Below are 13528 nucleotides of genomic sequence, written 5' to 3'. Positions count from 1 at the left end.
CAAAGCTAAGAACCAAATTTTTAGCCTGGCTCCCCAGCGCCTGCGGCGCTGGGGAGCCAGGAGAGGAAGCTGGCCGCAGGCCTGGTTCCTCTCCTGGTAAAAAAAACAAATACCTCACTTCAGTGTTGTATGTATTATGGCAAAATACATTCTGGCGCTGGACCAGGGCACCACTTCCTCCCGCGCGATAGTTTTTGATAAGCAGGGCGCAATTGTAGCCGTTGCACAGAAAGAATTTAAACAGATATTTCCCCAGGCCGGATGGGTAGAGCATGACCCCATGGAAATATGGACCACGCAGGCCGGCGTTGCCGGAGAAGTGCTCCTGCGCGCTAATACCAGCGGAGAGGACATAGCTGCCATCGGTATCACCAATCAACGGGAAACGACCATTGTGTGGGACCGGAAAACCGGCAAGCCTGTGCATAACGCCATAGTGTGGCAGGACAGGCGCACCGCCGACTACTGTAACCAACTAAAAAAAGAAGGCAAAGAGTCCTATATCAGGGATAAAACAGGCCTTATTCTCGACGCCTACTTTTCCGCTACCAAAGTTAAATGGATACTGGATAATGTGCCCGAAGCCCGCACCAAAGCTGATAATGGAGAGCTGGCATTTGGTACCGTAGATACCTGGATCATCTGGAATTATACCCGCGGTAAACTGCACATCACCGACCCCAGCAATGCCTCCCGCACCATGCTGTTTAATATCCACGATATGCAGTGGGACGAAGACCTGCTCAAATTTTTTGATATTCCCGCCAGCATGATGCCCGAAGTACGGGAGTCCAGCGAAGTATACGGCAATACCGCCCCTACACTCACTCCTTTCAGCATACCGATTGCCGGCATAGCAGGAGATCAACAGGCAGCCCTGTTTGGCCAGCTATGTACACAGGAAGGGATGATCAAAAACACTTATGGCACCGGATGCTTTATGGTATTAAATACCGGCGCGCAGCCAGTGCCTTCCAAAAATAACCTGCTCACCACCGTGGCCTGGAAAATCAATGGGAAAACCAGCTACGCCCTGGAAGGCAGCATCTTCATTGGCGGAGCAGTAGTGCAATGGCTCCGCGATGGCCTGGGCATTATCCGCCACTCCTCCGATGTGGAAAAGCTGGCCGCCACCGTTCCCAATAGCGACGGCGTATACCTGGTGCCTGCCTTCGCCGGCCTCGGCGCACCCTATTGGAACCAATATGCCCGTGGTACCATGGTAGGCATTACCCGCGGCTCCACCGCTGCCCACGTGGCCAGAGCCGCCCTCGACGCCATCGCCTACCAAACACGCGATGTACTCAACGCCATGGAAGCCGATACCGGTATGCATATCAGCGAACTTCGTGTAGACGGCGGCGCTACCGGCAATAATATGCTCATGCAATTCCAGGCCGATATCCTCAACGCCACCGTAGTGCGGCCCAATATCACCGAAACCACCGCACTCGGCGCCGCCTACCTCGCCGGCCTCGCCGTTGGATTCTGGGATAGTGTGGAAACATTGGCCCAACAGTGGCAAATAAATGCCTCATTTAAACCCAATATGGAAGAGAACGTACGCCACGAACTCTGTCACAACTGGGAAAGAGCAATACGGGCCGCCCAGGCATGGACAGAATAACATCTCCCTGAAAAATTTATTACCTAAACCTGCATTGGTACAACCTGATTTTCGGGCGACTCCTTCAGTGTCACCTGTGCAATTCCGCGCTTAGCGCGGTAGGTAGCGGATTGCAGCACCACCTGCTTTAAGCGGTTGCAAAATGGAAAGCCATCGCTACCTTGGTAAGCTTGCAGCACCACCTGCTTTAAGCGGTTACAAGATAGAAAGCCATCGCTACCTTGGTAAGCTTGCAGCACGGATGCACCAGAACGGGATTATGGGCCAACTATTTTTTATTTTATTCCTAAAATCAACCACCTTTGTGTATAAATTACACATTATAAACTTTCATTTTTTTCTGAAAGTTTAGTAACTTTGATAATTATTAACGATAGCATAGGATTTGCTAACAGTGATAATAAGGAAACAACGAATCAGATATATCTTAAACTGAAACTTATGAGTCAGCTCAACATTCCGGACACGAACAATCCAAGGGTAGTAATAGTAGGGGGCGGTTTTGGTGGTATCAATCTTGCCAAGCACCTGAAACACCTGCCAGTACAGGTAGTGCTGCTGGACAGGAACAACTATCATCTGTTCCAACCCCTGCTGTACCAGGTATCCACCGCAGGCCTGGAACCGGATAGTATCGCATTCCCGTTAAGAGGTATTTTCCGTAAACAGAAAAACCTGGAATTCCGCATGGCGGAAGTGACTGGCGTACGACCACAGGATAACACACTCGAAACAGGCATCGGTGACCTGCATTACGACTACCTCGTGTTTGCCACCGGCAGCAATACCAACTTCTTTGGCAATAAAACCATCGAAGCAAATGCCATCGGCATGAAATCCCTGATTGAAGCCGTACAGATCCGCAACTACGTTGTTAAACAGTTTGAAGAAAGCCTGCTCCTCACCGATCCGGAACTCATCAAACCTAAACTCAACTTCGTAATGGTTGGCGGCGGCCCTACCGGCGTGGAACTCGCCGGCGCCTTCGCTGAACTGCGTAAATATATTCTGCCTAAAGATTACCCTTCCATCCCGCAAAATCTCATGAACGTATACCTGATCGAAGCAGGGCCGCGACTCCTCGCCTCCTTCTCCGATCAAACCTCCGAAAAAACCGTGAAAGCACTGGAAGAATTAGGCGTACGTGTAATGCTCTCCACCGGCGTGAAAGAATACGACGGCGAAGTAGTAACACTCAGTACCGGTGAACAAATCAAAACCCAGTCCCTCCTCTGGTCAGCAGGCGTAAAAGGAGTACCGGTAACAGGCATCGCACCGGATATAACACTGCCTAATGGCCGTATCCTTGTCAACGAATTTAACCAGGTAAAAGGCTTCGAAAACATCTACGCCATTGGCGATATCGCACAGATGACCAACGACTCCCGCTTCCCTAAAGGCTACCCAATGGTAGCACAGGTAGCCATTCAGCAAGGAGTAAACCTGGCCGCCAACATCAAAAACGAATTCCAGAAAAAACCGCTGAAAGCATTTCACTATAAAGATCTTGGCAGCATGGCCACCATCGGTAGAAACCGCGCCGTAGCTGAATTTGCCGGTATTAAACTGAGTGGATTCCCTGCCTGGGTAGTGTGGATGATCGTGCACCTCATGAGTCTCCTCGGATTCCGTAACAAACTGGTAGTATTCATCAACTGGTTCTACCGCTACTTCACCTTCGAAAGAGGTACACGCATCATTATCAAACGCGGTGCTGCCAACATCGTGAAATTGCGGCAGACGATTGTATCTTAATATATTCATTTGAAAGGCCCGCCGGTGGCGGGCCTTTCAATAACTTCTTCAAGGCGGAGGCCTTAGTTATTTTCTATTCAGAATAGAATTCAAAGTTATAGTCGACACCAACTCATCATTCCTCGCTCCCAGCGCACGGTAATACAACAGAATAGTATAGTTATTCTCCGTTTCCCAGCTATCTCCCTCCGTCAGCGACGTATCAAACTTACCAGTCGGATCTGACTTATCCACCAAGCCATAAATATAATTGTAGTAACCCTGCTTCAGCAGCATATTCACTTCATACGACCTCGTTTGCGGGTTGTACGTCATCCTGTTCAAATCATTACACTCGTAATTGGTCATCTCCCCAAACAGGTACATGTCGTAATTAGCATACGGCTCCGGTGATAAAAATGAAAAATGCACGGTGGCGTAGTCCCCTTCAAAATTTGGGTTATAATCGTCCAGCGTAGCCAGATAATATTTGCCATTGATGTCTTTGATAAACTGATAAATTTTATCAGCCCGCCCGGCATCCGGTACCGCATACACGTCCGTACTGTTTTTGTGATACTCTGTGTGCCGCACCCGCTCGGTCTGTAAACGGAAACTACGCAGGTCTATCCACCGGAACTCCTTACCTCCCGGAAACACACAATCAATTTCCGCATTGTATTTGTATACGTTCCCATTGATAAAAGAAGGCCTGATACCTGCTATAGCATTGTCCCAGCGGGCATTCTGCAATATCACCACCTTGATCTGTTCAAATGGATTTACAATATTCAGCGCACCGGTATTCAATTCAAAATTGACCTTCTGGTGCGTACGAAATAACTTTGGAGAGATCGTTTGCTGAATATAACCTGCAATCCCCGCTTTGTTCTCCACTATCATCAACCGGCGCGTAAAAGCCAGTTGGGAGGTGTCACTATCCAGATAAACCTTCACAATATAGTTGCCCGAACGCGTAGGAAAACTTTGATCCGGCAGCATGGCGCTGTAATGTGTATACCGCTGAAACGCAATACTGGACAGGCGATAGCTCTGTATCCTCGTAGAAGAGAACCCACGGAGGTATTCCAGCTGGTTCACCTGCGCCGGCGTCCAGTCAGCGTTACAAAGCACAAATGTGTAATAGTAATCTTTCACATCGTTATCCAGATCATCGAAAGCCAGTTCCAGCTTTTCGCCGGAGTTAAGCGTAACCATGGGTAAGCTCAGCGGATCACCGGCCTGGTTTAGCTTTACAGACTTAATATTGTTCATATATACATGATCGGGAGTAACAGCGAGTTGCTGGGCTTTCAGTGCTACAGGAGTGAACGCTGTAATCATAACAGCCACATAAACAAGTACTTTACGCATACTGGGTATTTGATCAATTCAAGTTACAACTATTTTAAGATTTTACGTTTTGGGATTTTTTTGATTTTGTCGGGAGGGAGTTTACCTTAGTAGAAATAACAGCCGGACCATCCATGGATATTTCTCAATTCATCGCTAAAAGGATAGCCTTCAATAAAAACAAATCCTTTTCCAAAGTTATCATCCGCATTGCCATGTGGGCTACCGCCATCAGCGTGGCCGTGATGATACTGGCTACCGGATTTGTAAATGGCTTCCAGCAGGTGATTAAGGAGAAAGTATTCAGCTTCTGGGGACATATCCACATTAATCAGTACCAGCCCAACGCCGGGCCGCTGACACAGGAAAAACCCTTCACTGCCGATACGGCGCTGATGAAGCATATCCAACATCTCCCCGAAGTAAAAACCATTAGCACGTATGCCACCAAATCAGCCATTATCAAGTCTGATAAGGAAATTGCCGGCGTAATGTTCAAAGGTGTGGATAAAGGCTACGACTGGCCTTCTATTAAAGAATATCTCGTAGAAGGCACGATTCCCACTTTCAATGATACCGCCTATGCACAAGGCATCCTCATTTCCGCAGCGCTGGCAAAAGAGCTGCAGCTACATCTCCATGATAAAGTTATCCTCTATTTTATACAAGGTGGCGGACAATCACCACGTGCCCGAAGGCTCACTATCAGCGGGATTTATAAAACATCTATCGAAGAATATGATAAAACATATATCATTGGAGATATTAACCTCGTACGCAGGTTAAATGACTGGTTAAGCAACGAAATCGGTGGTTATGAAATCTCCCTGAAAGACTATCATCAAATGGATGCTGTGGCCAGCAACATTGACCACAACCTGCTGCCAGACGAGCTTTTCACCCGCACCATCAAAGAAATTTATCCTAATATTTTCGACTGGTTACAATTACAAGGTCAAAATGAGGTGATCATCATCGCTATTATGACTATCGTAGCCATCATCAATATGATTACCGCCATACTCATCCTGATCCTGGAGCGCACCAACATGGTGGGCACCTTAAAAGCACTGGGAATGCGCAACTGGAGCATACAGAAAATATTTGTTTTCCAGGCTGCCTACATCGTTTTGCTGGGAGTAATTATCGGAAATATCCTCGGCCTTGGACTGGCATTTATACAGGTACAAACAGGGGTGCTCAGATTACCGGAAGATTCCTATTATATGTCTACCGCCGCTATCTCACTGCGCTGGCACGAAATTGTACTCATCAACGTGGGCACCTTCGTGGTATGTACAGCTGTATTGCTTTTACCTTCGCTCATCATCAGAAGAATCACGCCGATAAAAGCAATACAGTTCAAATAAACCTTACTCCTTTTTGCGACTTTCTATCACATAATCCTGCAGATAGGAACACTGATCGTATACTTTTTTGTACAACGCCGTCTGGTTATAGTTTGCAGCCAGTACCGGGAAATAACGGTTACGCATCAACGATAAGTAATAAAGTTTACTATCATCATTTTCCGGTACATGCTTTTGTGCACAACGTGCCGCCAGGAAAAGGCACCTGGCCTTAAACTCCTTATCTGTGGAGGCTTGCGCGGCTTTGGTATAAAATATTTCCGCATCATATACCCCATAGTACTGCCGCTCAAACGGATCTTTTTCACAGCTGGCTTCATACCATAAAGTACTTGGCCGGAAATCTTTCAGCATAAACCAGGTTTTACCATAATAGGATATATTAAAGAGACCTGTAGCTATCTTATGATATACGGCCGCGCTCACAGGCGGTTTCTTCGTCAGGCCCAGGAGCCGCACCATTTCTTCGCAGAACTGCGAGGCGGTATAAAGTGTACGGTGCTTGGCGGTAGCTGTATCTTCGCCAAAATCCTGCAACTGATCCACCCATACCTGGTAGGTCGACTGCTGCACCTTAGCCGGTACTTTTTTCAACCACGGCAATGCTGCAGTGAAATTACTTACCCGCATATAAGCTGTGCCTATGGCCATTTCCATGTTGAGGTGAGTAGGAAAATGGGACACAAGGTATTTTTCGTAGGCCGTTTTATTATCACTCTTCAGAAACGTATGCAGGGCAATCAGCTGCTCCGCACTCATCTGGTTTTTCACCATATCCTCTGCACCATAAGGGCTGGTACCGAGGCGCAAACTATCACAGCGACCGCGAATCAGCGCTTCTTTCGTATAGTCGCCCTGTTTATGATAGGCAGGCGCCAGGATAGTAGCCAGCAGATTGCGCATTGCTTTATTGAAGAAGAGTTTTTTATCAGAATTGTACCAGTACTCATCCTGGTTGAGCTTACCCAGCTTTGTTTCCAGCCATTTGAAACTACCCAGCAGTTTAGCTTCGTAAGCTGCATCCAGTTGCTTTTGCTCATTCAGTGTCACCAGCAGATTCACCAGTTCCCACTGGTCTTTCATAGCGGGATCTTGCACTGTATACTTCTCCAGCCTGCTCCTGGCGCCACTCAGATCTTTCCTTATAAAGGCAATATAGGCAGCACTTACTTTCCAGAAATCCAGGTCCTGTACTTTACCTTTTTGTATAGCTTCATCTGCCAGCCGTTGCAGGGCCATAGCGGAATCGCGATAGTTTAGTCCTTTCGTTTCGTCATAATAATCCATGTAAGAGTAGTAACCCAGATTGAGGCCGATACTGTCCGCCGCTTTGGCTACACGTGGCGTAAAAAACTCCGATTCCAGCTTATTGATTTCCCGGGTAAGCATGGGACTGAGTGCCGGCGCTGCGGGATCAAGCTGATAAGCCATACGCAAAGGCGTGAGGTCCACAAAAGGAATCTGGAAGCTGTAAAGCGCTATCGCATTGGCTTTCTCTTTATTGTTACGGCAAAGGGAGAATATATCCACCGCCGAAGTATTGGTCCATTTAACATTCAGGAAAGCCATTTCACGTAGTCCTGGCTCTGCTGCAAAAACTTTGGAGAACAGGTAAGCCGCATTCACAGAGTCATCCAGGTGATACAAGGCCCCTGCTTTCAATGCCAGTGCCTTGTTGTAAATCAGGTTATTGCTGCTTGCCTTGCCAAAATCTCTGTCAAACGCATCAACCGTTTCTTTGTACAACTTGCGGTAATGTGTGAGTCGCAGCAACTGAAACTTATAGCGCTGCGCAATATCTTTATCTTTTACGCCTGCTAACAACCCTTTGCCCTGCTCATATAAGGCGGTCATTTCAGGAGTCAGATTTTGTTGTTCTGCCCATGGATCGGGGTTGTAAACCACCTTTTCGCAATCCTTGGCAAACAGCAGGTAACGGGCTGCGTCACTATGTTTAGGGTTGGCCAGGTACATGGCAAAGCTGTTGCTTTTCACACTGTCGGCAAGCGTGTTGCTCTGCCCTTTGGCGCTACAGTCGGCAACCTGTGCAATCTGTTCCCGGTCGTACTGATAAATATAACGGTGGATATCATCTATTGAAACAGATTTATCATCCGCATAATTCCGCCAGTCCTGCACATTCACGGTGGCTTCGTCAGGAGTGGCATTGTCGTAATAATTACTGAGGGATGTAAAATAGAATGGTTCATATCCCTGTCCTTTCGTATAGGCGTTGAAGTAAGAGATGTAATAATCGTAAGGATCAATTTCACCGCCTCCACAGGACAGGATATAGATGATATTACCAAAGAATACGGCTAAAAAGCTAATTGAAAAGGCGATAAATTTCTTGTAATTCATGCAATGGGTAATTTTTCAAGGTGGCAGCATCCAGGTGATAAAAAATGATAGTGGGGTGATAGTCCTGCCTTTGTCTGGAAAGCATATGGGCGGCGGATTTCAGCAGGCCGATATTGGTTGCTTCCCTTCGCAGCTCGCTACCTTTGCGCAGCAGGTATCCGTTTATCAGTGTATCATTTTTTACCACAAACAGTTGTTTGCCCTGAGGTATAAACAGTTTATGGTTGCTTAGTTCGGTGGTTCCAATATTTCGCAGGATTCCTTTGTATTGCCCCTGTTCAAATAATACCGTCCAGTCGAACAGTGGCAATGCGATGTCCAAAGGTAAAGGATAATTTGTAATACGATCACTGCCGATATAGGCTTGCATGGTTTCCAGGTCGAGGATGGAGTTATGATCGCCGGCTTTGCGGAGGTCGCCCATGTTATAACACATGAGCAAGCCCTTATCCACCGGGGGCGTTCCGCTGCTGGTTCTGTATTTTACCTGGTGCATACGGATGGTGGCGGATATGGTTTTCCCTTTAAACCAGGGTTGTTGCTGAAGTTGTGTTAAATAGTTGAAATAGGGAGATGACGAAGTTTGCGTCCAGTCGCAGTCAATCTGTATCTCCTGTATACTTTTGTTGGGCAGACCGGCAGTCAGGGTTTCCAGTAAGCGCGTTGTTTTCTCTGTAAAACCTGCAATGGCCAGGGAGTCCTTCAGCTGTGCCCATACCTCGTTCATGATAAATATAACCGGCACTACCGGCTGTTCCGCCGGCAATGGCGCCTGCTGCCTGAATATGGCTACAGGTGTGGGTTGCCCGCTGACTGCATCCACCGTTACATCAAACATTTTGATATAGAGCTTTTTGGCAGGCAGCTGTTGCAGGTATTGCAATTCCACGGGATTGCCTATCCAGCTTTGTTTCCAGAAATAGAAAGCAGGTTCCGGATGCCGCTCCACTGCTTCCTGGCAGCTGGCAAACAGCAGGGTTATCCATATAAACAGGAGCAATCTCATATCAGTAAGCGACCGCAGATGATGCCGGTGGCTACGGCTGCATTGAGCGATTCTGCTCCACCTAGGCGGGGAATGGTGATCTGGTGGGTAGCGGCGGAAGTTACCTCGTCGGAAAGGCCGCGCCCTTCGTTACCAATGAGGATAATACCTTCTGTGAGCCGGGAAAATTGAGTGATATCCTTTCCATGCAGCGTGGCCGCATAGGAAGGCAGGGCTGTATTTTCCAGGAACGATTTTATATCGGTTTCGGATATACGAACGCGGGCGATGCTGCCCATAGTTGCCTGTATGGTTTTAGGATTATAAACATCCACGCAGTCCGGCGAACAAACGATTTCTTTGATCCCAAACCAGTCGGCTATACGAATGATGGTACCCATATTCCCCGGGTCCTGTATAGCTTCCAGCGCCAATACCAGGCTTCCTTTGCCGGGCAGCTGTGCACTGGCGGCAGGCATATCCAGCAATGCCATGGCTTTGTTGGGAGTAGTGAGGGCGCTTAATTGTTTCAGCACAGCCTCTTCCACGGTGTATACCGCTGAAGCGTCCAGCTTTTTCAGCACTTCCGTATGCCCGGCAATCCAGTCGGCAGTGGCATATACGGCTTTTACCGGCATACCGGCCAACAGCAGCTCCTGCACAATCTTATCCCCCTCCGCAATATACTGGCTGGATTTTTGACGGTTTTTTTTGTGCTGTAATGATTGAATATATTTAATTTGCGCCTTTGACAACATGGGCCCAAACCTACACGATTTCTTTTAATCAGCCAAGAACAGGCCGTGTAGCCCTCATGTCAGCAATTTCCTTACTAAAATATTTATAACGTTTTCGCCCGTGATGCAGCCGCCACAGAATATAAGGACATCCCTGCTGAAATATGTACTGTTACTGGCCGTAGTGCTGTTGTTGGGCGCATGCTCCAATACTAAATACCTGCAGCAGAACCAGTCGCTCTACATCAGCAGCAAGTTCAATGTACAGGGCGATATCCTCAATTCAGAGAAACAGGAAATCCGCAGCGACCTTTCCTCCAAATCATTGATGGTAGCACAGCCTAACTCCAAGCTGCTCAACACACGTATCAAAGTGTGGCTCTATAACCAGAAGTATAACGAGAAAAAATCCAACTGGTTCTGGAATATCGTGCTGGCGGAACGCAACCTGGAAGAGCCTTCCGTGTTCGATACCACCAAGCTGAAAGAGTCGCTGAACCGCATGACCAGCTACCTCCATAACCAGGGCTACTTCTACGCTACCGTTACTGTTGATACCAGCACCAGCAACCGGAAAACCAGCGTTGTATACAACGCCAACACCGGCAGGAACTTCGTAATAGACCAGATCACCTATAACATACCTGACTCCAACATCCTGGCGGTGGTAAAGGCCAACGAAAAGCTGTCGATGATCAAAAAAGGGAACACCTTCAAATCGGCCAACTTCAGCAGCGAAAGGGAACGCCTCACCCGTATCATCAAAGATGCCGGCTACTATAAGTTCAACAGGGATGCGATAGAATTCAGTGTGGACACGCTTAATAAAGCCCTCTTCAAAAACCCGCTGAACCCCTTCGAAGGTTTCGTTAACATCTTCAATGAAAACAAAGGAAGGGAAAAGCCGACGATGAACGTGGAGATCATTGTCAAAAATCCGGAAGACAGCACCTTCAGCGAATGGCAGAAATACCATATCCGCCGTATTTACGCCTATCCCGACTACCCGATCAATGGCAATATCAACGATTCCACCTTTAAACAGGACGTCCGGAAATATATTACCATACGCCAGCACCAGGAAATGCTGCGCCCTAAAATACTGTCGAAATCCATTCTGCTGCGCCCAGGCGAAGTATACTCACTGCAGCAGTATAACAATACCATCAATAAACTGTACGACCTGGGCCTGTGGCTCTTTGTGACCCTCCAATACAAGGAAGCAAAAGATACCGCCAACTCCCTGGATGCCTACCTGATGCTTACACCTCGTAAAAAACAGGAAGTAGCCGTCAATTTTGAGGTAAGTAATAGCTCCGATTACCTGCTGGGAAGTGGGGTGAGCCTTATCTACCGGCATATCAACCTGGGCAAAACTGCTACGCAGTTCGGCTTTGGCCTTAATACCGGTATTGAACTGATCAAAGACGCGAATAATAAATGGGCCCTGCAGTCCAAACAGTTTGGGGGAGAATTCGGATTCACCTGGCCACGCTTTGCGCTGCCATTTAATATCCACCAAAACCCACGTTCCAATGTAAAAACCAGGCTTACCGTAGGGGCTAACTACCTTTCCCGTGTGGAAAAATTTGACATCACCAGTATCAATCTTTCCTATGGCTACGACTGGAATTCCAGCTCTTACCGCCGCTGGATCGTACGTCCGTTTACGTTAAACTATGTGGGGGTAAACCTCAATCCGTATTTTAAGGATACGGTGGTAGATCCTAATCCCTACCTTAAACGCAGCTTCGAGCCGGCGCTAATTGGTGGAGAAAACATTTCTTACATATACAGCAACAACGATGTGCTGCACCAGAACCACTACACCTACTTCCGCATAAACGTGGAAGAATCCGGCCTCTGGCTCAATGGTATCAACAGCCTTATCAGCGCTGCCACCAATAAAAAGTCCAACCTGGAAACCATCACCAAAGTGGGTATTTCCAACTTCGTGAAAATAGAAGCCGATTACCGCCACTACTGGAAGCTGGGCATCCACAGCGGACTGGCCACCAGGGTATATGCAGGCATCGGTATTCCGTATAGTTATTCACAGGTATTACCGTATGTCAGGCAGTTTACTGCCGGCGGACCAAACAGTATCCGCGCATGGCGCCTGCGTACTCTTGGACCAGGCTCCTATAAGGACAGCTCTTCCACTGCGGAAATCTTCCCGGATCAAACCGGGGATATGAAGCTGGAAGGAAATGTGGAGTACAGGTTTGATCTCCTGCGGATGTTTGGTGGCACCATCAACCTGAAAGGCGCTACCTTCCTGGATATGGGAAATATCTGGATGATCAAGGACGATCCTGCCCGCCCGGGATCAGCGTTTAATATTAATCAGTTTTATCATGACCTGGCAATAGGCACCGGTGCCGGTTTGCGGCTGGACTTCTCGTTCTTCCTGATCAGACTTGACTGGGGCATTCCGCTGAAAGTGCCTTACTTCACGGGTAACAAGAATGGCTGGTATGTGAGTGAATGGAACCTGGGCAGTGGCAGCTGGAGAAGGGAAAATATTATCTGGAACGTGGCTATTGGTTATCCTTTCTAAAAGGAACGGCAGATAGGAATTTCAGGGCTGGCGCGCCGCGCCAATCGAAAAACCTTTCTGCCGGTATATTTATTCCGCTTTTTTAACAGCATTTTTCTCAATAAAATCATTCATCTCCTCAGCATCTTCCAGCTTAAACTCCCCGATGCGCGTGCGGCATAAGCTGCTCATATAACCGCCCACACCCAGCTCAGCGCCAAAGTCATTTGCCAGCGAACGTATATACGTTCCCGTGCTGCATACTACTCTGAAATACACTACCGGCATTTCAATTTTAGTGATTTCAAATTCCTTGATGGTCACTTTACGTGGTTCCACCTTTACTTCCACACCCTGGCGGGCCAGGTGATAGATAGGCTTGCCATTTTGCTTGATGGCGGAGTGTATAGGAGGCAGCTGCATGATTTCACCGAGGAATGGCTGTGTAGCCGCAAGTATAGCTGCTTCGGTAAGGTGGCTGGTATCCTGAGGATTTTCAGGTGCAGATTCCAGGTCAAAAGTAGGCGTGGTAGCGCCGAGGGTAAAGGTGCCGGTATATTCTTTTTCCTGTGCCTGGTATTCGTTTATTTTTTTGGTCATTTTGCCGGTACAGCAAATGAGGAGGCCGGTAGCCAGCGGGTCCAGTGTACCTGCGTGTCCTACTTTAGCTTTGGTAGTATTTCTGATCTTGCGTACAACGTCAAAGGATGTCCACGTCAGCGGCTTATTGATGAGTATAACCGCGCCTTCCTGGAATTTTGTTTTTTCTTCAGTTTGCATTTTGCAAAGATAGCTTTAAGCGATCAGGTTTCAGTTTTGCTT

The 13528-nt window shown here is 47.7% G+C and carries 9 protein-coding genes; 4 read left to right on the top strand and 5 right to left on the bottom strand.

Going from position 1 to position 13528, the window contains the following annotated elements; translation table 11 throughout:
* The first annotated feature begins 136 nt into the window (after window positions 1-136).
* Both glpK and KW844_RS26180 read left to right on the top strand, forming a co-directional pair.
* The gene (gene glpK / locus KW844_RS26185) at window positions 137-1627 is read left to right on the top strand and encodes a glycerol kinase GlpK (RefSeq protein WP_218379730.1); all 1491 of its coding nucleotides are present in this window, start codon (window positions 137-139) and stop codon (window positions 1625-1627) included.
* A gap of 441 nt (window positions 1628-2068) precedes the next feature.
* The gene (locus tag KW844_RS26180) at window positions 2069-3382 is read left to right on the top strand and encodes an NAD(P)/FAD-dependent oxidoreductase (RefSeq protein ID WP_218379729.1); all 1314 of its coding nucleotides are present in this window, start codon (window positions 2069-2071) and stop codon (window positions 3380-3382) included.
* A gap of 66 nt (window positions 3383-3448) precedes the next feature.
* On the opposite strand, the gene KW844_RS26175 is transcribed toward KW844_RS26180, so the two are convergent.
* Window positions 3449-4735: a DUF5103 domain-containing protein gene (locus tag KW844_RS26175; RefSeq protein WP_218379728.1), complete on the bottom strand. Its 1287-nt coding sequence runs from the start codon at window positions 4733-4735 to the stop codon at window positions 3449-3451.
* 113 nt (window positions 4736-4848) lie between these two features.
* On the opposite strand from KW844_RS26175, the gene KW844_RS26170 reads away from it, so the two are divergent.
* The gene (locus tag KW844_RS26170) at window positions 4849-6084 is read left to right on the top strand and encodes an ABC transporter permease (RefSeq protein WP_218379727.1); all 1236 of its coding nucleotides are present in this window, start codon (window positions 4849-4851) and stop codon (window positions 6082-6084) included.
* A 3-nt stretch (window positions 6085-6087) separates the two neighbouring features.
* Here the strand turns inward: KW844_RS26170 and KW844_RS26165 are convergent, their stop codons facing one another.
* The 3 genes from KW844_RS26165 to KW844_RS26155 are packed head-to-tail and all read right to left on the bottom strand — an operon-like array spanning window position 6088 to window position 10188.
* On the bottom strand, window positions 6088-8445 hold the full coding sequence (locus tag KW844_RS26165; RefSeq protein WP_218379726.1) for a hypothetical protein: 2358 nt from the start codon (window positions 8443-8445) through the stop codon (window positions 6088-6090).
* Window positions 8411-9451, bottom strand: a complete 1041-nt coding sequence (locus tag KW844_RS26160; protein ID WP_218379725.1) for a hypothetical protein — start codon at window positions 9449-9451, stop codon at window positions 8411-8413. Before KW844_RS26160 ends, KW844_RS26165 begins: the two co-directional genes overlap by 35 nt.
* Window positions 9448-10188, bottom strand: coding sequence for an RNA methyltransferase (locus tag KW844_RS26155; RefSeq protein ID WP_218379724.1), 741 nt, complete (start codon window positions 10186-10188; stop codon window positions 9448-9450). The genes KW844_RS26160 and KW844_RS26155 overlap by 4 nt, the downstream gene beginning before the upstream one ends.
* A 103-nt stretch (window positions 10189-10291) precedes the next feature.
* Between KW844_RS26155 and KW844_RS26150 the strand changes: the two genes are divergently transcribed.
* Window positions 10292-12727, top strand: coding sequence for a BamA/TamA family outer membrane protein (locus KW844_RS26150; RefSeq protein ID WP_255578638.1), 2436 nt, complete (start codon window positions 10292-10294; stop codon window positions 12725-12727).
* Between the two features lie 69 nt (window positions 12728-12796).
* Here KW844_RS26150 and truB read toward each other — a convergent pair whose 3' ends face one another.
* Entirely contained in the window at window positions 12797-13486 is a 690-nt protein-coding gene (truB, locus tag KW844_RS26145; RefSeq protein ID WP_218379722.1) for a tRNA pseudouridine(55) synthase TruB, read from the bottom strand.
* Between the last annotated feature and the right edge of the window lie 42 nt (window positions 13487-13528).

This window comes from Chitinophaga sp. sic0106, from assembly GCF_019219075.1.
In the GTDB taxonomy this organism is placed as follows: Bacteria; Bacteroidota; Bacteroidia; order Chitinophagales; family Chitinophagaceae; genus Chitinophaga.
Note: the sequence above shows the minus strand (reverse complement) of the source record. Positions and strands in the feature narration are given on the sequence as shown.